At 39.1% G+C, this 22,560-nt stretch carries 20 protein-coding genes, 2 pseudogenes and 4 riboswitches; of the genes and pseudogenes, 4 read left to right on the top strand and 18 right to left on the bottom strand.

Annotated elements, in window-relative coordinates; all coding sequences use genetic code 11:
* Positions 1 to 13: 13 nt before the first annotated feature.
* On the bottom strand, positions 14 to 355 hold the full coding sequence (locus QFZ72_RS16875; RefSeq protein WP_307439828.1) for a metal-sensitive transcriptional regulator: 342 nt from the start codon (positions 353 to 355) through the stop codon (positions 14 to 16).
* A gap of 224 nt (positions 356 to 579) precedes the next feature.
* Between QFZ72_RS16875 and QFZ72_RS16880 the strand changes: the two are divergent.
* Positions 580 to 1,811 (top strand): annotated as a pseudogene (locus tag QFZ72_RS16880) (IS110 family RNA-guided transposase).
* 185 nt (positions 1,812 to 1,996) lie between these two features.
* Here the strand turns inward: QFZ72_RS16880 and QFZ72_RS16885 are convergent.
* Positions 1,997 to 2,441 (bottom strand): annotated as a pseudogene (locus QFZ72_RS16885) (Lrp/AsnC family transcriptional regulator).
* Positions 2,442 to 2,698: 257 nt separating this feature from the next.
* On the opposite strand from QFZ72_RS16885, the gene QFZ72_RS16890 reads away from it, so the two are divergent.
* Positions 2,699 to 3,412, top strand: a complete 714-nt coding sequence (locus QFZ72_RS16890; protein WP_307435406.1) for an alpha/beta fold hydrolase — start codon at positions 2,699 to 2,701, stop codon at positions 3,410 to 3,412.
* A gap of 840 nt (positions 3,413 to 4,252) precedes the next feature.
* Here QFZ72_RS16890 and QFZ72_RS16895 read toward each other — a convergent pair.
* The 6 genes from QFZ72_RS16895 to QFZ72_RS16920 form a co-directional block, all read right to left on the bottom strand.
* Positions 4,253 to 5,539, bottom strand: a complete 1,287-nt coding sequence (locus QFZ72_RS16895; RefSeq protein ID WP_307430751.1) for an IS110 family RNA-guided transposase — start codon at positions 5,537 to 5,539, stop codon at positions 4,253 to 4,255.
* Positions 5,540 to 5,908: 369 nt separating this feature from the next.
* A complete protein-coding gene (locus QFZ72_RS16900; RefSeq protein ID WP_307435408.1) occupies positions 5,909 to 6,658 on the bottom strand; it encodes an ABC transporter permease in 750 nt (249 codons plus the stop codon).
* Positions 6,659 to 7,420, bottom strand: coding sequence for an ABC transporter ATP-binding protein (locus QFZ72_RS16905; RefSeq protein WP_307435411.1), 762 nt, complete (start codon positions 7,418 to 7,420; stop codon positions 6,659 to 6,661). It lies immediately after the preceding gene.
* A 171-nt stretch (positions 7,421 to 7,591) separates the two neighbouring features.
* The gene (locus QFZ72_RS16910; protein WP_307435414.1) at positions 7,592 to 7,933 is read right to left on the bottom strand and encodes a DUF1048 domain-containing protein; all 342 of its coding nucleotides are present in this window, start codon (positions 7,931 to 7,933) and stop codon (positions 7,592 to 7,594) included.
* 71 nt (positions 7,934 to 8,004) lie between these two features.
* Positions 8,005 to 8,325, bottom strand: a complete 321-nt coding sequence (locus QFZ72_RS16915; protein ID WP_307435417.1) for a PadR family transcriptional regulator — start codon at positions 8,323 to 8,325, stop codon at positions 8,005 to 8,007.
* A gap of 935 nt (positions 8,326 to 9,260) precedes the next feature.
* On the bottom strand, positions 9,261 to 9,917 hold the full coding sequence (locus tag QFZ72_RS16920; protein WP_307435419.1) for a potassium channel family protein: 657 nt from the start codon (positions 9,915 to 9,917) through the stop codon (positions 9,261 to 9,263).
* Positions 9,918 to 10,072: 155 nt separating this feature from the next.
* On the opposite strand from QFZ72_RS16920, the gene QFZ72_RS16925 reads away from it, so the two are divergent.
* Positions 10,073 to 10,621, top strand: a complete 549-nt coding sequence (locus tag QFZ72_RS16925; protein ID WP_307439830.1) for a cation:proton antiporter domain-containing protein — start codon at positions 10,073 to 10,075, stop codon at positions 10,619 to 10,621.
* A gap of 131 nt (positions 10,622 to 10,752) precedes the next feature.
* Positions 10,753 to 12,105, top strand: a complete 1,353-nt coding sequence (locus QFZ72_RS16930; RefSeq protein WP_307435421.1) for a TrkH family potassium uptake protein — start codon at positions 10,753 to 10,755, stop codon at positions 12,103 to 12,105.
* A 322-nt stretch (positions 12,106 to 12,427) separates the two neighbouring features.
* Here QFZ72_RS16930 and QFZ72_RS16935 read toward each other — a convergent pair whose 3' ends face one another.
* The 10 genes from QFZ72_RS16935 to QFZ72_RS16980 all read right to left on the bottom strand — a co-directional run bounded on the left by QFZ72_RS16935 (position 12,428) and on the right by QFZ72_RS16980 (position 22,346).
* A complete protein-coding gene (locus tag QFZ72_RS16935; RefSeq protein WP_307435422.1) occupies positions 12,428 to 12,844 on the bottom strand; it encodes a CBS domain-containing protein in 417 nt (138 codons plus the stop codon).
* Between the two features lie 15 nt (positions 12,845 to 12,859).
* Complete coding sequence (kdpDN, locus tag QFZ72_RS16940; RefSeq protein WP_307435424.1) at positions 12,860 to 14,011, bottom strand: KdpD-like non-kinase potassium sensor; 1,152 nt, start codon at positions 14,009 to 14,011, stop codon at positions 12,860 to 12,862.
* Between the two features lie 56 nt (positions 14,012 to 14,067).
* A complete protein-coding gene (gene kdpC / locus QFZ72_RS16945; RefSeq protein ID WP_307435428.1) occupies positions 14,068 to 14,652 on the bottom strand; it encodes a potassium-transporting ATPase subunit KdpC in 585 nt (194 codons plus the stop codon).
* A 37-nt stretch (positions 14,653 to 14,689) separates the two neighbouring features.
* Positions 14,690 to 16,702: a potassium-transporting ATPase subunit KdpB gene (gene kdpB, locus QFZ72_RS16950; protein ID WP_307439831.1), complete on the bottom strand. Its 2,013-nt coding sequence runs from the start codon at positions 16,700 to 16,702 to the stop codon at positions 14,690 to 14,692.
* 120 nt (positions 16,703 to 16,822) lie between these two features.
* Complete coding sequence (kdpA, locus tag QFZ72_RS16955; protein ID WP_307435431.1) at positions 16,823 to 18,499, bottom strand: potassium-transporting ATPase subunit KdpA; 1,677 nt, start codon at positions 18,497 to 18,499, stop codon at positions 16,823 to 16,825.
* A gap of 18 nt (positions 18,500 to 18,517) precedes the next feature.
* On the bottom strand, positions 18,518 to 18,598 hold the full coding sequence (locus QFZ72_RS29550) for a potassium-transporting ATPase subunit F (protein WP_373464701.1): 81 nt from the start codon (positions 18,596 to 18,598) through the stop codon (positions 18,518 to 18,520).
* Between the two features lie 121 nt (positions 18,599 to 18,719).
* Positions 18,720 to 19,106 carry a hypothetical protein gene (locus tag QFZ72_RS16965; protein ID WP_307435435.1) on the bottom strand — a complete coding sequence of 129 codons (387 nt, stop codon included), beginning with the start codon at positions 19,104 to 19,106 and terminating at the stop codon, positions 18,720 to 18,722.
* Positions 19,107 to 19,211: 105 nt separating this feature from the next.
* Positions 19,212 to 19,360: riboswitch (cyclic di-AMP (ydaO/yuaA leader) on the bottom strand.
* A gap of 80 nt (positions 19,361 to 19,440) precedes the next feature.
* Positions 19,441 to 19,598, bottom strand: a riboswitch (cyclic di-AMP (ydaO/yuaA leader).
* A 30-nt stretch (positions 19,599 to 19,628) separates the two neighbouring features.
* Positions 19,629 to 19,780: riboswitch (cyclic di-AMP (ydaO/yuaA leader) on the bottom strand.
* A gap of 370 nt (positions 19,781 to 20,150) precedes the next feature.
* A riboswitch (cyclic di-AMP (ydaO/yuaA leader) is annotated at positions 20,151 to 20,300 on the top strand.
* Between the two features lie 242 nt (positions 20,301 to 20,542).
* On the bottom strand, positions 20,543 to 20,881 hold the full coding sequence (locus QFZ72_RS29555) for a histidine kinase dimerization/phospho-acceptor domain-containing protein (protein WP_373464702.1): 339 nt from the start codon (positions 20,879 to 20,881) through the stop codon (positions 20,543 to 20,545).
* A complete protein-coding gene (locus QFZ72_RS16975; protein ID WP_307435438.1) occupies positions 20,869 to 21,651 on the bottom strand; it encodes a HAMP domain-containing protein in 783 nt (260 codons plus the stop codon). The genes QFZ72_RS29555 and QFZ72_RS16975 overlap by 13 nt, the downstream gene beginning before the upstream one ends.
* Positions 21,648 to 22,346, bottom strand: a complete 699-nt coding sequence (locus tag QFZ72_RS16980; RefSeq protein ID WP_307435441.1) for a response regulator transcription factor — start codon at positions 22,344 to 22,346, stop codon at positions 21,648 to 21,650. Before QFZ72_RS16980 ends, QFZ72_RS16975 begins: the two co-directional genes overlap by 4 nt.
* Positions 22,347 to 22,560: the final 214 nt, after the last annotated feature.

Here is a 22,560-nt window from a genome sequence, read left to right on the forward strand (position 1 = left end):
ACATATTCTCCTTTTATTTTTTCATTAGTTTTTGAATTGTTACCATTACCTCATCTAAAATCTCCGTATCTCCTTCTTGAATTTTCTCTAGAACACATGTCTTCATATGCCCTTCAAGCAAAATTCGGGCAACACTATTTAAAGCAGATTGAGTAGCAGATATTTGAGTAATAACATCATCACAGTACGTATCTTTTTCAATTAACCCTTTTATTCCTCGAATTTGTCCTTCAATTCGATTTAATCTTGTTGTTAAATTATTTTTCACTTTATCTGAGTGGTGGCTTTTTCTTTCACCATCTGATGAGCAGCATTGATCGATTTCAACAATTTTATCAAGACTTTCTGAATTCATCGACATTGCCTCACCTCCTTAAATACATATTACCATACCCCTCTATGGTATGTGAAGGGTTTTTTATAAAAAGTTTTAAAATAGGTATTTGACATGGAAATTTATTCGCTTAAAGCATGTTTCTGGCTGGTTGGGACACTGATCCCGTTTAAACAAGCGAACCTATGACATTACAAGGAGCTTAGGGGTTACCGACTAATTTCATTTTAGGAGGAGATTGATAGATGAATCCAGTGATCGGTCTGGATGTTTCAAAAGGAGAAAGTCAGGTACAAGCTTTTTTAGATAAAGGAAAACCTTATCGGAAAAGCTTTAGTATTAGGCATACATTGGATGGGCTAGATAGCTTACTAGATTACTTGGAAGGTTACGAAAGTAGCTGATGGAATTAAACCTTCGGTTATCTTAGAATCAACTGGTCCTTATCATTCACCTGCCGTGCAGTTCTTAGATGACCATGACTATGTGTATATTATTGTGAACCCTCTTATTTCTCATCGTTCACGAAGTACCAACTTGAGGAAAGTAAAGACAGACCCAGTAGATGCGTACCAACTTTGTGAACTATTTTATAAGGAAGAGTTAGCACCACATAGAAAAAGAGGAATACAACTTTTAAATCTGAGAAATCTAACAAGGCAACAGGAAGCTATTGCAAGTGTTTCTTCTCAAACCAAACTACAATTGCAGTCTCTATTGGATCAAGTGTTCCCTGAATATCGAGGTGTTTTTGGGAATTTATATTCCAAAGTCTCTTTAAAAATGCTTGAAAAATTTCCTACTTCAGAGTCTGTTTTAAAGGTACCCAAGTTGGATTTAATCGACATTATTTCGTCACTATGTAAGAGTCGATCGGATCAGTGGGCAAAAGAAAAAACTGATAAACTTATTGAGGCGGCTAGAAGAAACCCATTTCAACAACATATGTATGATAGTCACATCTTTAATCTGAAAATATTAATTAACATGGTTCTTCAATACGAAGAGCATCTATCAAAGTTAGCAGCAGAAATAGATGCCCTCGCAAAAGAAATTAAAGAAAATGAGATTATCCAATCTATCCCTGGTATCGGAGAGAAGATTGCAGCAACAATCATCTCAGAAATTGGGGAGATAGTTTAATCACCCAAAAAAGTTAGTTGCATTTGCAGGAATAGATCCTAGTGTTTATTCTTCTGGCAGATTTACCGCCACTCAAAACAAAATCACCAAACGAGGGTCTAGTCGATTAAGACGAGCGTTATATATGGCTGTACGGTGTGGAATTCGTGATGCCAGAAAGCAAAAGACGACCGATGACATTATCGCAAGAAATAAGAAACTACGAGAGTTTTATGATAAAAAGCGCGATGAAGGTAAACCCTTTCGAGTCGCCGTCATTGCCTGTGTAAATAAGCTTTTACACTGGATCTATGCCCTATTAAAAAGTAAATCAACCTTCCAAGATATAGTTTAAGTACTACATCCAAACATAAAATGAAAAACCTTCCAAATGTATAAATTAAGGAAGGTTATTTGTCATGACATTTTTAGTATAGCACGAAGAAATATAGTTTTTTAATGAAAAATGTTGACAAACTATTAGCTGGTTTTGCTTAATAAGAAAAAATCCTACATTATCAAAAATCCACATATAAACGGTTAAACTTTTTTCAAAACATCGCATCCTACAAGACTTTTATCCTCAAATCTCGTTGAGAGAACAATTAGGGTCGTTGAAAATCCAAATGCGTTGCAAGCATCATGAAATCTTGCCAATGATTCACTCGTTTCTGTTAACACCTTCATTAGATAATTATACTCTCCGCTGGTTCTGTAAAGATCGATAATCTCAGGGGACGCTTCACCGAAAGTTTCGAAATCCTTGCAGTTATTCGTTTTAAACAAAACGAATGCGATTGTATGCTTGCCAAGCTTATGTGGAGAAAGCTCTGCCCGATAGCCCGTTATGACCCCTCGCTCCTCCAGCTTCCGAAGTCTTTCCGTTACAGCTGGCTGCGACATCGATCATTCTGCTCATCTCGGAAATGGGAATCCGGGCGTTATCCTGCAGCGTGGCCAAGATTTTATAATCGATTTGATCCATAAACACGACACCTCATTTTTAAAAGTTATTGGCCTGAAATAAAAAATTAAGTTTTGAAGTCCAATACTCCTTAATAATCTTATTTAAAATGTACGTTATCCCTAATAAAATGACAATAACAAACCTTAAAGGAGATTGAGAAATATGACAATGACATTAAACGAAACCAGAGCGACTGATGGGTTAAACTTTTAACGACCGGTGATGGAGTTCGGATTGCTTATCGAATCGATGGATCAGCCAGTAAGCCGGTATTGATGCTTGCGAACTCCATCGCCACCTCGATGAACATGTGGGATGGCCAGCTAGCTGAATTTTCTCGGCATTTCCGAGTGCTTCGCTACGACTATCGGGGGCATGGCGACTCGGATACGCCCGCCGGTCCGTATTCGTTCGACAGACTGGGACGGGATGTAATCGAACTGATCGACGCGCTTCACATCGACCGTGTGCATTTCCTCGGGCTGTCGCTAGGCGGTGCCATCGGACAATGGCTCGGCATCTACGCTCCCGAGCGGATCGATCGGCTGATTCTGAGCAATACCTCCTCCTACCTGGGGCCGGCCGAGCAATGGGAGGGCCTAATCGCCTCTGTGCTGCAACCAGAGAACCTGACCGAATTCGCCGATATGTTCATGAAGAACTGGTTCCCTTCGCATATGCTGGAGTCGAAGAACGCGCTCGTCACGTCGTTTCGCAAGATGGTGCTCGCTACTCGTGCTCAGGGAATTGCAGGAAGCTGGACTGCGATCCGTGACATGGATATGCGCCGGACTGTCGCCCTTATCAGCAGCCCGACACTAGTCATTGCTGGCCAGTATGATATAGTGACGCTTCCCAGCCACGGAGAATTGATCGCCGAGACGGTGCCGAACGCGAAGCTCGTCATGCTGCCCGCAGTTCACCTGTCGAATGTGGAGTATCAAGCCGAATTCCTGAGCGCCGTGCTCGAATTCCTGCAATCGAAATAAGGAAAAGTGTCCATGTGCGAATGAAATGAGCGGATACTTCCAAATTCTTCAGTGAAATGAGGAAGCAAACCGCCATTTTTTCGTATATACCCAATTTTCTTATATGGAGAGTTTGCCGCACGCTTACAAACTTTGTGTATAGTAACAATAATGTTGTTTTATTTTTAATCAGTAAATGTTGCTTTGAAATAAAGTCTGATCAAAAATACCTCGCAAGCCCATATTTAAAATAAATAAAAAGAATCCATTTTGAAAAAAGTATTATGGATAAAGTTTTATTAGACCCCATAACAACTTTATCTTTTGTTCAACTAAACTTCCTTGGAATCGATAAGTCCACATTTTCCAAAATCACCGATCTTTCTCTTATTCAAGAAAATGGCCCGTTTGCTGAAGAAAAAATAATTTCGGATCCTCCATTAAACTCCCTCTATAAAGAAAGGAATAACTCTGGATTTCTAGCTTTTTCTTAAGATTTCATTATGATTTATTTTAATTAGACATCAAAGTTATGGATGTAAGTTGAAAATAAGGATATTTTTGGTGCGTTAGAGAAAAAAAGTCCTTAACTGCCTAACCACTCCTATCCAAAAAGTGGTTATCTAGTTAAAGTATGGTTGCACTGGTGGATGTCCACATGTCTCATGGAGGTCAACCCTCCCATGTCTCACAGAGTCTACGCTCCAAAATTCCTTCGTCCAACCTTTCCATGAGGTGGATGTCAGTGATGCTGCCCGACAGGATCAAAGTCCTTACTTTAATTGTTTTACTGACTAATCCGTGCTTCAAATGTCTAAATAATAATCTAAATAAAACCTTTTGAATATTAACTAATGAACCCTAAGCTGCTTTCAGTAAAGGAGCCATATGAGGAATATCCTTCAACATTCTATCTTCACTAAATTCACATTGTTTTGTACCAATCGTAAAAAGAATACGTATAAGCTTATTACATATCGCTATAAGAGACTGCATTTTCTTTAGAGGATTATTTTTACGTGTTGTAAAATACTCATGTAAAGCTTTAAAAGCAGTGTTCTTAGCTACTAAAGGCATCGCTACTCGGAAGAGGAGAGCCCTTAGTGTCTTCCTGCCTCTCTTTGTAATCTTCGTATGCCCTTTGTGCTTTCCAGAGGTGTTCTCCTTTAAACTCAACCCAGCTAACTTGATGATTTGTCGAGGGTGAGAATAGTAACTTAAATTCCCTACTTCAGAAAAGAAGCCAGCTACAGTGTCCTTGCCGATTCCTGTGATGGCCAACATTTGTTGAACACCTGGTATCCGTTCAAGGAGTCCATCAATATCAGATTCTAGTTCTTCGAACTTTTCATTTATTAACTCATACTTGTCTAGTAAAGTGCGAAGCTCTAATTTAGCCATCCTTGAACCTTCACGAATACCGATAGAGTCTTTGGCTACTCGTTTAAGTTCTTGAATTTTACTGAGTCCAACCGCACGTTTTACAGCTTTTCTGAGGTGAATGAGGATCTCTTGTTCCGAGACTATCTCTAACTCATGTGGTAATACGTTTAACTTTAATAATTGTAATGCTGCTTTTCCTTCCCAATCCTTAAACACTGTAAGGAATTCAGGAAAATATCGATCTAACCAGTTATGAATTTGCCCCTGCACAGCTTGTAAGTCAACAAATAAGAGATCGCGTATTTTCCTTGCCACACGAAGTTCTGCATAAACTCCTTGTGGAATATTAGGTTCGGCATATCTCCCATCTTTGACTAGCTGTGCAATGACTTTAGCGTCCTTCACATCATTTTTGGTTGGAGAATTATCATCTAATTCTTTAGATTTCTTCACATGCATAGGATTTACCACGACAAACTTTATCTCCTCTTCTTTAAGAAAATGAGCGAGGTTGAGCCAATAATGACCTGTCGGCTCCATTCCAATAATCACCTTATCCATGCCGTGTTGTTCCATCAAATGTTTTATCCAGCCTAAAAAAAGATTAAAATGTGATTTGGTATTTTCAAAATGACAAGGTGCACCAAACTCTAGGCCTCTAAAGTCTTGAGCACGAGCTACATGCTTGTACTTCGCAATATCTACACCTACAATTAGTGTTTGAGAAGTTATTTGAGCAATCTTTTTATTTTGGTTATAATTCATTTGAACAGCCTCCTGGTTATTTGAGTTCGTCCTTTTTGCCGGCAAGCACTGGACACTCATATCTTACCAAGAGGTTTATTTTTTGTTCAAACCCCATTTTTCTTCATTACAGGAATGCTGCCCGATTGCTTAATACCAATTATTTCAAAATTAGGTGATTAACTCAATCTTTTATTCCATTAAAATGGACACTTACCTTATTACAGATAAGCGCCCGATTGTTGAATAACATGAAGGAGTTATATCGACAATAGTCACCCTGAGAACACGACAAATAATTAAAGCACGGAAAATTTTTCCGTGCTTTTCCAAACATATATTTTATTTCGGAAGATTTAGTTGCCACAAGACACCGAACCGATGGTGTACTTACCCTAACTGGCGTTTAAATGCTTTACTGGCGAAGAAGTAAGCGATGACCATGATGCCGACGCACCAGGCAAGCGCGATCCAGATACCGTTGCCAACAGACCCTTCATACAAGAGGGCACGAATCGCATTCACGATTGAAGTCACGGGCTGGTTCTCAGCGAACGCACGGACAATTTTAGGCATGGTTTCGGTGGGGACAAAGGCCGAACTAATAAACGGCAGGAAAATCAGCGGGTACGAGTAGGCTGTCGCCCCTTCCATAGACCCCGCTGTCAATCCGGGAATGACCGCCAGCCATGTCAGCGCCAGCGTAAACAGCCCGAGTATCCCAGCTACCGCGAGCCAATCCAGGATATCAGCGCTGGAACGGAAGCCCATCAAGAGCGCGACGAGGATAACCACCACGACAGTAAGCGCATTGGAAACAAGCGAGGTCAACACGTGAGCCCACAATACCGACGAGCGCTTGATGGGCATGGTAATGAAACGCGCCATCAGCCCGCTCTTTACATCCGTAAACAGCCGCACGGAAGTGTAAGCGACGCCGGATGCGATAGCCATCAGCAAGATTCCCGGCAATAAATAATTAACGTAGTTGTCCGTGCCTGTCTCTATGGCGCCGCCAAATACGTAGACAAACAGCAGCAGCAGCATAATCGGCGTAATCGCCACCGTGATAATCGTATCCGGGCTGCGCATGATGTTGCGCATTAAACGCCCTAGTAATACCCCTGTTTTGCTTTTCATTTACATCTTCTCCTTTTTGCCGATGATCGCGAGGAAAATTTCCTCCAATGTCGGCTGCTTCTCGATGTACTCCACTTTCGCTGGCGGGAACATCTCTTTGAGTTCGGTAAGGGTACCGGTCGTGATGATTTTTCCGCCATGCAGGATGGCGATACGGTCCGCCAGTTGTTCGGCTTCCTCCAGGTACTGAGTCGTCAGCAAGATGGTCGTGCCGCCGCCGGCAAGCTCCTTGACGGTATCCCAGACTTCAATCCGCGCTTCGGGGTCAAGCCCTGTCGTCGGTTCGTCGAGAAAAATGACTGCTGGCGTTCCGATCAGGCTCATGGCGATGTCAAGCCGGCGCTTCATCCCGCCGGAATATTTGTCCGCCCGGCGGTTGGCCGCATCGGTCAGGCTGAATCTTGCAAGCAGATTGTCGGCGACTTGAGCGGGATTGGAAACTCCCCGCAACTTGGCGATCATCATCAGGTTTTCCCGCCCGGTGAGCATGCCGTCTAAAGCTGCGAACTGCCCTGTCAGGCTGATGCTCTGGCGAACATGATCCGGTTGACGCTGGACGTCAAAGCCGCAAATACCTACTTCGCCGCCATCGGGCTTCATCAGCGTCGAGAGGATGTTGACCGTCGTCGTCTTGCCCGCTCCATTTGAGCCCAGCAGTGCGAAAATTTCGCCACGCCGCACCTCAAAATCCACCCCCTTTAAGACTTCCTTGTCTTTAAAGGATTTTTTTAACCCTTTTACAGAAATCGCTGCATTGCTCATACTTTTTTCCTCCTTATAAAAAGCGCCTTGCGGAGCTAGATTGCCTATACCCTTCTATTTAGTCTGACTGATAATCTGTATAACTTATTACCGGGTTGAAAATATAACTGAATAACGAAGGTGGCAATTCACATTTGTAACCAGCTATTCAGTCGGTATTATCTATTGAATTTACTTTTTTCCCAATCGCTTCATAATACTCTGATTCAAATCTTCACGATACTTGGCGACATAGGTTTTAGCGTTTGCCACTAGTTCGTCGGCGAAGGACGCCACGTCGTTCCCAGTGATTTCCAGCACTTGTCTGCCTTCCGCCGCACCGGCTTCGAACAACTCGATTAATTCATACTGTATGTGCAGCATATCCATCCCGTTGCCTGCTGAGAAATTCCACATGTAGTTTTGAATTTTCTTAAATACAAACTGGTAGTCCTCTGGCAGGGCTTCAACCCGTGCCATCATCATCTTGTACTCTTTTTTATCACCAATCATTTTTTTGAACATTTCCATCATGTTATTTTTCCTCCTTTTTTATAAAGCTGAACAAGACACTCCAAAAATATCTGACGGAATATCTTATGAAGCTAGATTGACTTCAAGACGTTGATTTTTGATGATACAAAATCCCATTTTTTCCAAAACAATTCAAGTTCCTGGCGGCCAGCCTCATTAAGTGAGTAAAACTTGCGGGGCGGCCCTATATCTGACGGTTTCTTTTCCATGTTCACCAGTTTTTTCTTTTCTAATCGCACGAGGATGGTGTAGACCGTTCCTTCCACAACTTCGGTAAACCCAAGCTCGTTCAGGCGGCGGGTAATCTCGTAGCCATAGGTTTCATGGCGGCTGATGATTTCCAGCACGCAGCCTTCCAGCGAACCCTTCAACATTTCAGTTAAATTTTCCATGTTCAGAGCCTCCTCTATTTTGTCTGACTTATATTCAGTATAACTTAGTACTAAAGGAAAATTTTCACTGAATAGATTTTGGGAAATCACGCTATTCAGTGGTGTCGGTATCCAGTGTGACCTACTACAGGTATATCGTAACACGTAGTAGATTGACTGTCAACTGGATTTTCTAAATATTTTTAAAACCAGCTATCCCCATTGGATACAGCCGATTTTCTTTATGGAGCTTTTACTTCCTCCTATGATTATTTCACAATGATTACACCGCGGATCATTCCCATCCAGCAGCTGTACATGTGAATATGGCAATTCTATCCCCTCCATTATTTTTCGATTATCTTATTCACTACTTGCTCATTAACTTTTTTAAGTAAAAAGCCGTCTCCTGTTTCAATGAGTATAATTCGGTCATACTGTAAATAAAAATGCCGAGATCACACTAAAAAATACAGAAATTGATCATTATCCCCTGACTTTTGTGAAATTAATACAAGGGGATCCGACAGATATGCTAATGCAGATACTGCAGAATTTATTGTCGTAACTTCAGGATTTGAAAAAGTTGAACGTGAAGTAGACAATCAAACTCTTATTAATCTTTTATCAATAAGAATTTTGAATAAAAAGGCACATTGCCTTGCTCAAATATTACTAAGGGAAAATATACAAAAAGCTAAATGTGCAGGTGCTGATGAAGTGATTTTTAAAAATGATGTTCTTATAGAAATGATAAGCTCTAGTATAAGAAAAAAACAAAAAAAATAGGTTATGTATATAAAGTGACTGATTAATGGGATAAAGAGAAAAAAGCATTTGTTTTTATAAATTGATTCTTAGATCTTATCCATTGGAAACAGTAGAATAGATAGTGCTCAGTAGTAACTAAAGCATGTATCTATCCTAGTACGCTATACTAATTAGGTATTTAACGTTTATACCTCATTTTCCTCAAAACGCGTCAAACCCTCATTATCACCAATAACAAACAATATATCATTTTCTAAAATTATTTCCTTAGCCGAAGGTGAAATAATCATTGTATTATTTCTTTTAATTCCAATAATGGTACAACCATACCGCGCTCTAGCATCTAAATCAAGAAGGCTCCTATTACTCAATTTTTTTGTAGCTTTGATTTCAACAAGACTATAATCGGAGGAAAGTTCAATATAATCAATAATCTTTTCTGATTCGATGTAATGAGCAATTCGCCTTGCCATATCATGTTCAGGTAATATAACACGATCCGCACCTATCTTCTTAAGCACTTTCTTGTGATAGAGATTAGATGCCTTAACCCATACTTGTTTAATTCCCATTTCCTTTAATACCAGCGTAGCAAGAATGCTGTTTTCTACTTCATCTCCAAAAGAAACAATGGCTTGATCGACGTTTCTTATCCCTAAAGATTCTAACTCTCTTTCGTTAATACCATTTGCCTGCACAACAATAGTGGCTTTGTCAGCATATTTGTTAACAACTTCCATATCCTTGTCTAAAGCGATAATCTCAACATCAAGAAGAGAGAGCTCTTCAATGAGGGTACCACCGAAACTGCCTAATCCTAGAACTGCAAATTGTTTCTTCAATTTTATTTTCCTCCTTACCTTTCAATAAACATAGATTGCTTAAGTTGAAATGAATCCTTTTTTAATTTCTCTTCCTAAATCACTAAATATTCTTTTGCTTACTTATTAATTTTTTAACTGAAGATGTACAACCTAGGAGTATCAGGTTAATAGGAATTTTTATTGGCCTAATTGGATCCTTTTTAACTGCAGACCATAAATGGGGTTTGTTACAGCAGCACGGTACAGTTGTAAGTATTGTTGTGGCGATTAGTTCTTATTTACTTGCAGGAACAATAGAAGCTAGTGGGTTAATGGCAACATTTACTGCTGGACTTGTCACTGGTAACTCTCATCTGTTTCAAATTCGTACTTCAGAAGAAGTTAATTTATCTACATATCAATTTTCTGAAACTTTAACGTTACTATTACGGACACTTATCTTTATGTTGCTTGGTACCCAAGTGAATTTCCATATATTAAGCAAATTCTGGATGCAGGGAGTTCTTATCGTATTTGTTTTTATGTTTATTGCACGGCCACTTTCCGTACTAATTTGTACCCTGCCAGATAAAAAGGCAAATTGGAGTTGGAATGAGATCATTTTTATGTTTTGGGTTCGTGAAACAGGCGTAATTCCGGCTGCGCTTTCGGCAATGATTGTTGCTGCAGGCATAAATTATGCAAACGAAATCTCTTCTGTCACATTTATGCTATACTGGTGACTATTCTTATTCAAGCAAGTACAACACCATATGCAGCCAAGAAGTTGGGGATAATTCTAAAACCTCCTAAAGCAAGTGAAAGATAAACCATTATAAGATATTTACCTAATAAATGTAGTAAAGGAGATATCATGTTAAAAGCCAATCAAAACCAAAGAAGAACAATACGATTGCATCCTGCACATATATTGCTGCTTGGATTTATGGGATTAATAATACTTGGAACCTGTTTGTTAATGATTCCTTTTGCTACGAGTGACCGGCATCATCTTAGTTTCATTGATGCTCTTTTTGAAGCAACCTCTGCTGTTTGTGTCACCGGGCTAGCTGTTGTTGATACGGGCACCACGTTTACTATCTTCGGGGAAATAGTTTTACTGGTGCTGATCCAATTAGGCGGTTGGGGGTTTATGACCAGTGGAATTCTTATGTTTATTATTCTTGGGAAAAAAATTGGGCTGAAACAAAGACTATTACTGCAGGAATCACTAAATTCCTTTTCTATACAAGGAATTATCAAATTAGTTCAGCGCATCATTATTATTACCTTAATCGTAGAAGCAATTGGAGCAATAGCGCTTGCCATTCGCTGGTCACAGGAAATGAGTTTGGAAAAAGCCATATACTATGGAATATTCCATTCCATCTCTGCCTTTAATAATGCAGGATTTGGATTAGAACCAGACAGTTTGAGTAAATGGGTAGGCGATCCAACTGTAAATATCTTCATTACTTTATTATTTATTCTTGGCGGTATCGGATTCTTTGTAGTAGCAGATATTTATGAAAAGAAGAATTTTAAGAAGTTATCGCTCCACACGAAAATTACTCTTATATTTACCATCCTGCTTAATGTAATAAGCACACTGATAATATTTGCATTAGAATTTAATAATCCAGCGACTTTAGGAAATTTAGGATTGGCTGATAAATGGTGGGCTGCTTATTTTCAGGGGGTTGTACCGCGTACAGCTGGCTTTAATACTGTTGATATAAGTCAATTAAGCCTAAGCTCACAAGTTTATATGACTGGATTAATGTTTATAGGAGCCTCTTCTGGTTCTACAGGAGGAGGAATTAAAGTAACAACTTTTGCTTTATTGCTCTTTGTACTTTGGTCAGTATTAAGAAATAAGGATGATATAAATGTCTATAACCGCAGGATTCCAAAGTCTCTTGTTTTTAGAGCTTTTTCCATTGCTGTTTCAGGCATTATCTTTATTTTTATTATTTTCTTCTTACTCACCATTACAGAAGAAGGAGCTGATATGTCTAAGCTGGCATTTGAAACAGTCTCTGCCTTTGGAACTGTTGGATTAAGTGCAGGGTTTACACCGGAGTTAAGTCCAATGGGTCGAATACTCATCACTGTCATGATGTTCATCGGAAGAGTCGGCCCATTAACAATGGCATTTGCACTTGCAATTCGGTCAAATAATCAAGCAAAAATTCGATATGCTGAAGAAAAAATATTAATTGGATAAAAATAAAAATAATAACAGGCTCGACGCCTGTATCTAATACACTTAATGCACGAGCTGGATTTTCAAGTCGGAGTTCCCTTTTTTTGTTACCCGGCTGTGACACCGCTTAGATATAAATAGCGAGGCAAATAGCCCGAATCTGCTATTCAGCAGATGTTTGCTAATTACTATGCTAATTTAAATGTTAAAAATGACCTAATATTGTCTGAAATCCCTTATAAATCAAAAAAAGCCTACCAATTATAAAGCTAATTGGTAGGCTAATTCTTAAGTTATTTTACTTGTTATTTCAACCGAACCTGTTAGTTTAATGCAGCCTTTTTTATTTCCTTTTCACTGCAAAAAACTTATCTGCGCAATACTCTATGATTTCCCTTCTTCTAATGATCCCTATAAAGATTCCCTGATCATCCACAACAGGTACGAAATTCTGTTCCATCACTCTCGAAATGATATTTTCCATTTCAGCATCAATGAAAATAGGTTCATTTTTACGATGAAACGGGATGTCTGTTAACCGGATTTTTTCTGTATTATGAAAATTTAAATCAGGTGTGTTCTTAAGCTTCCATAATAAATCTCCTTCTGTGAGTGTTGTTATATACTTCCCCTTATTATCAAGCAATGGTACGGCTGAATAGCGATGATATTCCATTCGTTCAAGCGCCTGTCTCATGGTGGCATGTATATTTAAATAAACAACTTCCTTTTTTGGTATTAGGAAAAAAGCAATATTCAATTTATTTTAACTCCTTTAAGATTGTCCATCTGACACGATGTGAATATCAATATTCTCAGTCTTTCTCATAATGGTATTCACAATGGAACCCTTTCTAATCTCTTCCCATCTTGTTCTCGCTGACTGCCCGAGAAGAATTTGTGTAATGTGATACTGTTTTGCAATATCAATAATGACCTGAGCAGGCTTGCGGCTGCCTTCCTGCTCCAGCAAAAATACAGCATTAAATTGAGAGGCAAGTATTTTCCATTGCTCCGTTCTTTCCCGTTTTTCCTGTGTAAACGCCTCAGGGGAATTCTTCGTTACATTCAGAATAAACAACTGTGCTTTTAGCCGGTTCGCCATCCGCCATCCTCTTCTGATTAATTTCTCAGCAGTTGGTCCATACCCTACACATACCAGGATTTTTTCATGAACACCTATTGGGCCGTTCATCAAATTCCCGCTGATCTGCTCCATTTTTTCGTCTACATCATCTGCTACTTCTCTCAAGGCAAGTTCTCTTAGAGATGATAAATTGGTAACTGTAAAAAAATGAGTAAGGCTCTGCTCAATTTTTTCTGAAGCATAGATTTTCCCTTCTTCCAGCCGCTTCCGAAGGGTTTCAGGAGTAACATCAATGAGCTGAACTTCATGGGCATCCTGAACAAATAAATCCGGTATCCTCTCTCTTACTGCCACTCCCGTTATTTGCTGTACAATATCGTGAACGCTTTCTAAATGCTGAATATTTACCGCAGACATCACATTAATGCCAGCATTTAAGATTTCTTCTACATCCATGTATCTCTTTTTATTTTTTGAGCCCGGAATGTTGGTATGGGCCAGCTCATCAATTACAATAACCTTTGGTTTTCTTTGTATAATGGCCTCTACATTCAACTCTCTAAAAATACTTCCTTTATACTTCATCTCTTTCAGAGGAACCATTTTAATATCTTTAATCAGTTCTTCTGTTTCTTTTCTTCCGTGGCATTCGATCAGACCAATTACAACATCGTTTCCCTCCATCTTTAAATCATGGGCATCCTGAAGCATTTTATATGATTTTCCAACCCCAGGCGCCGCACCTACATACAGCTTTAACTTTCCCCGTTTTGATTCAGCAATTTCATCTAAAAGTTCTTGCGGAGTTTTCCTTCTAAAGTATGGATGTTTTTTACTCATCCCTCTCACCTCAGGAAGATGAATAACCTCAGCTGAATCTAGCTGAGGTGCACTCATCATTCATTTATCATGTTTTTTAAATCTAAATTTAATTGAAGAACATTCACTTTCTCTTCTCCAAAAAGACCAAGCTCTCTGCCCTGACTATGTTTCTTCACTAATTCTTCTAGTTTCGATGACTCAATACCTGTTTCTTTAGAAATCCGCTTTATTTGAACATAGGCAGCATCCGGGCTAATATGAGGATCCAGCCCAGAACCTGAATTCGTCAAAAGGTCATTTGGTACATCGCTGATTGGTGTTTCAGAGTTGTTTTTCTTCCATTCATCAATTGATTCTTGCGTCCGTTTCATCATATCTTCATTTGAAGGCGCATAGTTATTCGATCCCGAACCTGCACCGTTATATTCAATGCTTGAAACTCTGCCATGAAAATAGGCATTCCCAGTAAATGATTGCCCTATAAGCTCTGAACCTATTACTTTATCACTTTCATCATAAATCAAACTTCCATCAGCTTTTGCCTGTGCAACAGCCTGAGCAATGCCTGTTACGGCGAGCGGGTAAAGAATGCCGCATATCGCTATTAAAAACACGGTCATACGGATGATCGGACCAACAATTGATTGTCTTTCTTCCATCTTAAAATACCTCTTTTCTTCCTATTTAAATATCAGTCTATAAAATAAGCGCAAGAGCTAAATCAATCACTTTGATTCCAATAAACGGCACAAGCACTCCACCCAACCCGTATATCAGCAAGTTTCTGCTTAATAATGCATTCGAGCTCATCGGCTTGTAGCTTACCCCTTTCATCGCGAGCGGAATCAGAATCGGAATAATAACAGCATTAAAGATCAGAGCTGAAAGAATCGCTGAGATTGGGGAATCAAGTCTCATAATATTAAGCACATTCATTTCCGGTATCGCAAGCATAAACATGGCAGGGATGATCGCAAAATACTTTGCAATGTCATTTGCAATACTGAACGTTGTCAACGCACCGCGCGTCATTAATAATTGCTTGCCGATTGAGACGACTTCAATAATTTTAGTAGGATTGGAATCAAGATCAACCATATTGGCAGCTTCCTTTGCTGCCGCTGTTCCGCTATTCATCGCAAGTCCTACATCCGCTTGTGCAAGAGCTGGTGCATCATTTGTTCCATCACCAGTCATGGCAACAAGCTTTCCTTGTGACTGTTCATATTTAATCACTTCAATTTTGTCTTCAGGCTTGCATTCCGCAATAAATTCATCAACACCCGCTTCCTTTGCAATGGTCGCAGCTGTCAGCGGATTGTCTCCTGTACACATGACTGTTTTAATCCCCATGCTCCGCAGCTGGTCAAAACGCTCTTTCATTCCAGGTTTAACAGTATCTTTTAAATAAATTAAACCAAAGATTTGATCGTTCATTGCAACCGCAAGCGGTGTGCCTCCTGCCTTTGAAATCTCCTCTGTTTTATTATCTAAATCAGATGGGATCGTACCCCCTATAGAAGACACCCATTTCTTAACGGCATCTACTGCTCCCTTTCTGACCACTCTTCCATCAGTCAGGTCCATTCCGCTCATCCGCGTTTCTGCCTTAAATTCGATAAATGTTCCGCCTATCGCGATATCCGTCTTATAGGAAAGCTGTTTCTTTTTCAGCAGTTCAAGAACAGAACGCCCTTCAGGCGTTTCATCTTCTAACGAGCTGATGGCCGTCCACTGGGCGAGATCCTGCATAGCTTGATTTCCGACCGGAGTAAACTCACTTGCCATCCGGTTCCCAAACGTGATCGTGCCTGTTTTATCTAAGATAATGGTATTAATGTCTCCTGCTGCTTCTACCGCTTTCCCTGACATCGCAATCACATTAAACTGGGTAACCCTGTCCATGCCGGCAATACCAATTGCAGAAAGCAAGCCCCCTATTGTTGTTGGAATTAAACAAACGAGCAAGGCAATCAAAACAGGAATTTCGAGCTGAAATCCTAAATAATTCGTGAAAAAAGGCAATGTTACAACGACAATCATAAAAATAAGCGTCAGGCTCGTTAAAACGGTATTCAACGCAATTTCGTTCGGTGTTTTTTGACGCTGTGCTCCCTCAACAAGGGAGATCATTTTATCAAGGAATGATTCACCAGGATCACTCGTAATCCTTACTTTGATCTGGTCGCTCACCACTCTTGTTCCGCCTGTTACTGAGTTGAAATCTCCTCCAGCTTCTTTTATGACTGGTGCAGATTCTCCAGTAATTGCTGACTCGTCGACAGACGCAAGCCCTGAGATGACTTCTCCATCACCTGGTATAAACTCCCCTTGTGAAACAATCACTACATCCCCTTTTCTCAACTCGGTTGAATCTGTTTGTTCAATTTCTCCATTTGGTTTTACTTTGTTGGCTCTCATTTCTTTTTTCGAATTCTTAAGGGAATTCGCCTGAGCCATTCCCCTGCCTTCTGCAAGAGCTTCAGCAAAATTGGCAAACAGCACAGTGAAAAGCAAAATCATTGAAACGGTCAGGTTAAACCAGACATCTATTTCGCTATTCCCAAAGGCAGACGGTAAAAAAGTCAGAAACAGCGTCAGCACAAACCCAATTTCAACAATAAACATAATCGGATTCTTTACCATGATTCGCGGATCCAGTTTAAAAAATGAATCTTTTATCGCTTTTGTGATGAGCGCTTTATCCATAGATTTTTCTTTATCAGGCTTTTTATCATGATTCAGATCAGGTTTTATAGGGATGACACGTTCAAGTTTTTCTTCAGTCAAAACGGATGGCTTGCTCATTTTGGATCCTCCAATAAATTTTTATAATGTTAATAATTCAGCAACAGGCCCAAGAACTAAAACTGGAAAGAATGTCAAAGCGCATACTATAAAAATGGCTCCGACAAAGATCGTTCCAAATAAACTAGTGTCTGTACGGAATGTGCCTGTTGTCTCTGGTACAAGTTTTTTAGATGCCAATGATGCTCCAACCGCAAGCATGGCAATGATTCCAAAATATCTGCCTATGAACATGACAATGCCGGTTGAAATGTTCCAAAAAGGAGTCGCATCACCGAGTCCCTCAAATCCTGAACCATTGTTGGCTGCAGAAGATGTATACTCGTAAAGCACTTGAGACAAGCCGTGAAATCCCGGATTTGAAATCCCGCCTGATCCTAGAGGTGTATATAAAGCCAGTGCAGTAGAAGCCAGAATTAAAAATGGGTGAATAAGCAGCGTAACTGCAATTAGTTTCATTTCTCTTCCTTCTATTTTTTTGCCCAGAAACTCTGGCGTGCGCCCCACCATCAATCCTGATAGGAAAACTGCAATCATCGCATACATGATGATGTTCATAAAGCCTGCACCAACTCCGCCAAATATCGTATTCAGCAGCATGTTTGATAATGTAAGCATCCCTGTAATTGGCGACAAGGTATCATGCATCGTATTGACTGCCCCTGTTTCTGATGCTGTTGTGACAATCGCGTAAAGTGTTGACTGTACGGTACCGAAGCGAACTTCTTTTCCTTCCATGCTTCCGTCCGTTTGCTCGAGACCTAATTCTGATAATCTTGGATTGCCTTGGAATTCCGAAAGGAGCGCTGTTCCAAGAAATACCACAAAAATCATCGCCATTGCCGCAAAAAGAATTTTCCCTTGTTTAGCGTTGCCAACCATTTTTCCATAGGTAAACGGAAGGGATGTTGGAATTAATAGCATCAATAGAATTTGCAGCAGGTTACTCACCCCATTTGGATTTTCAAATGGATGTGCTGAGTTTACTCCGAAAAATCCTCCGCCATTATTGCCAACCTCTTTAATGGACAAAAGGGAGGCAACAGGTCCCCGTGCTATCGTTTGTTCAGCGCCCTCTACTGTTGTTGCAGTAACACTTGAATCAAGCGTTTGCGGAACCCCTAAGAAAACGAATATAAGAGCTGTCACAAAAGCAATCGGCAAGAAAACACGAGTGATCGATCGAATTAGATCAACAAAAAAGTTACCAAGGCTATTTCCTGAAAGACCTCTTATTAAAGCAATTGCAGCTGCAAATGCTGTAGCCGGTGCCACAAACATCATGAAGGTGATCGCAAGCATTTGGGATAAATAAGACAATCCGCTTTCTCCGCTGTAATGCTGCAGATTTGTGTTAGTCATAAAGCTGATGGCTGTATTAAAAGCAAGAGTTGGATCCATTCCTGCTATTTTACTAGGATTAAGCGGCAAGCTTCCTTGAAACCTAAATACGAGATAAACGATAAATATCATAAATATGTTGGTTAATAGGAGTGCAATTGCATATTGTTTAAAGGTTTGATTTTTCTCTTTTATGCCGCTGATTTTATAAATTACCTTTTCAAATGGATGAAATACGGCATCCAGTTTAGTAGAATTGTAGTTAAAAGCCTGAGCAATATAGAGGCCCATTGGTTTTGCCAGCAGCACGGCTGCCGTTAATGTAAGAATGATAGAAATGATGGATAGTACGCTCAACGTCTTTCCCTCCGCAAGTTAAAATTTTTCTGGATTTACTAATGCATATAATAAATAAATGGTTACTGCTACAATGCAGCCTGCTAAAACGATCATCATTTCTCTTCACTTCCTTCTTTAACAACATGACTAGACCATGTAACGAACCCGGCCATTGTCAGTGTAAGAGTTGCAAATATGATGATCATGATTCCATCAAGCATAGTGGTTCCCCCATTTCTCATTGATTCAGAAAATAACCCAAGTGATCTTGTTTTGAATATAGAACTTGTTTTGCTCCAATCAGCTCATACAGCTTAGTCGGATAGTGAGAATTTCTAGTAATCACCGTGATTGGAGCGCGTATACTCGCTTGAAGAATTTGAATTAGATTGCACGTATCAGCAATCTTATCCTCTAGTAATAAAACTCGTGTTACCGGTAAGTGAATCAAAAGATACTGAGCATTTTGTTTAATAAAGTAAATGTCTTTAAATCCCCGCTTCTTCAAATGACTTTGTACACTATAATCACCCGTAATAAATGCCAGGGATGATACTTCCGGATCAATTCCCTCCAAGCACCCAATCCTTGAATAACTTGGAATACATATGAGCATTGTCGACATTCACATTCCCTTCCCTTTCGGAAACATCAAAAAAGCCACGGAAGAGGGATCTCTTCCGTGGCTTTAGGCTTCACTAAATAAACGTGCTTTACCACTGCGATTTTGATTTTCCCTCACAACGCTTTCGGAGTTAGCTGTCGGATTCGGGCTATGAGAGTAGCCCTACCATTTTTAAAATGGACTCACCCCTAGTGACAATTCGTCACACAAAATTGGGTCCCCCGATTTCAAAAGAAATTAAGCGATTAGGTATTTTTTGAAATTATTCAATTTTTTAACATTAACAAAGCGCACAAAAGAACACTGAGGCTTACACGCAGTGTTCTTCACAAAGGTATCCTCTCTCGAACGCTTACGAAGTTAGCTGTCGGATTCGGGCCATTGAGAGTAGCCCTACCATTTGAAGATTCAAATGGACTCACCCCTAGTGACGATGTGTCACAAAAACTTGGGTCCCCCGCTCCTACTAATAGGATTAAGCGATTATAGAATTTAATTTATAAAATCGTTGGTTCTTACACCGTCCCTTCTCTTATGACGCTTACGAGGTTAGCTGTCGGGTTCGGGCATAAGAGTTGCCCGTCTTTCGCTGTTTGCGATCGATTCACCCCGCGTGCATGAAATCACACTTCATTGGGTCCCCCGCTCCATTCAGGATTAAGCGATTTGCATTTCATGAGAGTAATATTACTCCTGTGTATGCTGGTTGTAAAGAACGTAAAAAGTTTGAAAAATCGCAAAAAATATGTAAATATCCTCAAATAAATTCAAAAATCAGAGTAAATAGGACTCACACTAACTAATTCATCATTTTACTGCTGAATACGTATGTATTATAAATTAATCTCTCTAAATATACATAGAATTTCAAATTATAAAGTTTATGTAAACACAGTTTTATTTTCATTTTCTTATTTTGCAAGAAAGAGAGAGATTGCGAGATAAAGAGAGAGAATATGGAAAAAACAAGAATTTTGGAGAAAAACAAGCTAAATCCCTCTCTTTACAAGCTTAGATTTCCAAGTATATGATAGGAACAATTTTATTCCTAAATCGCAGAATCCTATTTTGGAGCGGGGAAACCAATCAGCAGCATAGCTTTTGCTGCATGGGGGAAGCCAAGTAATATCTGGCAGGGCGACTCTAACCGTCCTAATCCGTCAGCTAACCCCGTATGCGTTGTTGGAGAGAGGAAGGTGCGATCATTATAGAGTTTGCTGATAAGACAGCAGCCCTATGATACTAGCGATACTAAACTTCGATTTCTAAAACAAATGTATTTAGTTTCATAAAAAAAATCGAGGTGATCTTATGTTAGCAGCGATTGAACTTTTAGAAGAAATCCATAGAGAAATAGCAGAAACACATGTAGAATTACTGCACTTGCAATTTGTAGATCTTGAAGGGAATTTAAAACATGTCACGATAACAATTGATCAATTAGAAGATGCAGTTGATGCCTGCTCTAACCGCCTGCCATCCGTAAAAACCAGTGGACAATTACGCGGAATATCCATTTCTAATTTTATCCCTTTTTCTTTTGCTTTTAAATGTACTTTGTTAACTGAACTGGAGATAATATCGGATAAATCAAGCCATTCAAAATGTAAATCCAGCTTACCCTCTTCCATTTTTGCTAATTCAAATAAATCATTTATCAGTGATGTTAAACGAGTGGCTTCATCACTAATAATTTCTAAATAAAGCTGTTTTTCTTTCTCATCGTTATATAAACCTTTATTTATAACTTGTGCGTATCCCTTTATATAAGAGATTGGATTGGTGTTCGCAGCTCATGTGAGATATTCGCAAAAAATTCTCTTCTGTTTGTACGATACTCTTCTAACTCATTCCCAAGTTCTGTAATGGCTTTAGCAAGTGAACCAATTTCATCTTGAGAAGAATGAATAAGTTTAGTCGTTAACTTTCCTTTTGCTATTTCTCGCGTAGCAAGCTCCATTTGTAAAAGAGGAGCTGATAATTTACGCGATAGAAAAAATATAAAACCTACTGCTATTAGCAGTGACCCTATTACCGAAACTGAAAGCCAAGAACGTACTTGCTCTACAGAAGAATTAATGCTCTCCATATTCGAAACAACTACTAATCCGCCATTTATCTCATTGTTTATTATGATTGGTTTAGCAGCTATTAAATAACGATTGTCCGTCTTTCTATCGCTATACTCCATTTTTAAATCCTTTTTATCTAATATAGGAGACAAAATTTCTTCTTTTACCTCATTTCCTTCTCTAAAATCCATAATTCCTGTACTTTTTAGTATTTTACCTTCTCTATTAAAAACAAATAAATCCGAGTTACTGATATTAGACAACATTTCAAACATATGATAGGAACTTTCATCTTCAACATCTTTAATTGTTTCTGTATATTTACTGGCGAAATAATTAATTTCCTCTTGTTTCTGATTATAGTAAAAACCTCTAAATAACTGATCGATTGTATAAACCATCGGAAATAAAACTGCCAAGAAAAGAATCATAATGATCCCGCCAAGCTTAACGGTAATACTATTTAATTTCATAGAGATTCATCCGGCTCTTGAAATTTGTATCCCACATCCCAAATGGTTTGAATCGGATTATAATCCTGGCCTTTTTCCCTAATCTTAACACGAATATTTTTGGTATGAGAATCCACCGTTCTTGTATCTCTGTAGTCGTTATAACCCCAAAGAACATCTAATAACACTTCTCTTGTAAAAACTCGTTTAGGATTTGCTGCAATTGTATGCAGCAATTCAAATTCTTTTGGCGTAAGATCTAATGTATCTCCAGCTACTGTGACTATACGGCCGTCTGTATTAAGGGTAAAAAAACCATTCCCAAAGGAAAGAGCAGCTTGAGACTCCTCAATATTCATTTCCGTTCTTCTTATCAATGCTTTGACCCTGGCAGAAAGTTCTTCAGGCTCAAATGGCTTTATCAAGTAATCATCCGTACCAATTTCCAGACCATAAACCTTATCTTTTAGCTCATTTCTTGCAGTAAGCATAAGAATTGGCGTTGATTTGATCTTCCTAATTTCACTGCAAACTTTCCACCCATCCATACCAGGCAGCATAATATCTAAAATGATAAGATCAAATTGTGAAGTCCTTATTAAGTCTATAGCTTCCTCTCCATCACTTGCTTCAAAGATTGAAAAATCAGCTGAGAGATATATCTTTAATAGATTTCTCATATTCCATTCATCATCTACAATTAATAGTTTTTTCATCAATGTCTCCTCTATTGAAATTTACTTATCTGCTGAATTTTATTGATTATCTAATAATATTGACTTCCTCCGATAAAAAAAGGATTAAGATTAAGAATTTTCTCCCCTGAATAATCTTAATATAAAATGTATATTTAAAGAAATTATGGACTTTCTAAATATATTCTTCAATTTTTCTTTTTTCTATTTGCTAATATACTTTACATAAAAAGAG

Origin of the sequence: Bacillus sp. V2I10 (assembly GCF_030817055.1) — a bacterium.
Lineage (GTDB): Bacteria > Bacillota > Bacilli > Bacillales > Bacillaceae > Bacillus_P.

Bases quoted from the DNA above. Each gene is read 5' to 3' on its own strand.
- QFZ72_RS16875 (WP_307439828.1), bottom strand. From the start codon at position 355: ATGAATTCAGAAAGTCTTGATAAAATTGTTGAAATCGATCAATGCTGC.
- QFZ72_RS16890 (WP_307435406.1), top strand. From the start codon at position 2,699: ATGCTTGCGAACTCCATCGCCACCTCGATGAACATGTGGGATGGCCAG.
- QFZ72_RS16895 (WP_307430751.1), bottom strand. From the start codon at position 5,539: ATGAATTATAACCAAAATAAAAAGATTGCTCAAATAACTTCTCAAACA.
- QFZ72_RS16900 (WP_307435408.1), bottom strand. From the start codon at position 6,658: ATGAAAAGCAAAACAGGGGTATTACTAGGGCGTTTAATGCGCAACATC.
- QFZ72_RS16905 (WP_307435411.1), bottom strand. From the start codon at position 7,420: ATGAGCAATGCAGCGATTTCTGTAAAAGGGTTAAAAAAATCCTTTAAA.
- QFZ72_RS16910 (WP_307435414.1), bottom strand. From the start codon at position 7,933: ATGATGGAAATGTTCAAAAAAATGATTGGTGATAAAAAAGAGTACAAG.
- QFZ72_RS16915 (WP_307435417.1), bottom strand. From the start codon at position 8,325: ATGGAAAATTTAACTGAAATGTTGAAGGGTTCGCTGGAAGGCTGCGTG.
- QFZ72_RS16930 (WP_307435421.1), top strand. From the start codon at position 10,753: ATGTTAAAAGCCAATCAAAACCAAAGAAGAACAATACGATTGCATCCT.
- kdpDN (WP_307435424.1), bottom strand. From the start codon at position 14,011: ATGAGTAAAAAACATCCATACTTTAGAAGGAAAACTCCGCAAGAACTT.
- kdpC (WP_307435428.1), bottom strand. From the start codon at position 14,652: ATGGAAGAAAGACAATCAATTGTTGGTCCGATCATCCGTATGACCGTG.
- kdpB (WP_307439831.1), bottom strand. From the start codon at position 16,702: ATGGATAAAGCGCTCATCACAAAAGCGATAAAAGATTCATTTTTTAAA.
- QFZ72_RS29550 (WP_373464701.1), bottom strand. From the start codon at position 18,598: ATGATGATCGTTTTAGCAGGCTGCATTGTAGCAGTAACCATTTATTTA.
- QFZ72_RS16965 (WP_307435435.1), bottom strand. From the start codon at position 19,106: ATGTCGACAATGCTCATATGTATTCCAAGTTATTCAAGGATTGGGTGC.
- QFZ72_RS16975 (WP_307435438.1), bottom strand. From the start codon at position 21,651: ATGAAATTAAATAGTATTACCGTTAAGCTTGGCGGGATCATTATGATT.
- QFZ72_RS16980 (WP_307435441.1), bottom strand. From the start codon at position 22,346: ATGAAAAAACTATTAATTGTAGATGATGAATGGAATATGAGAAATCTA.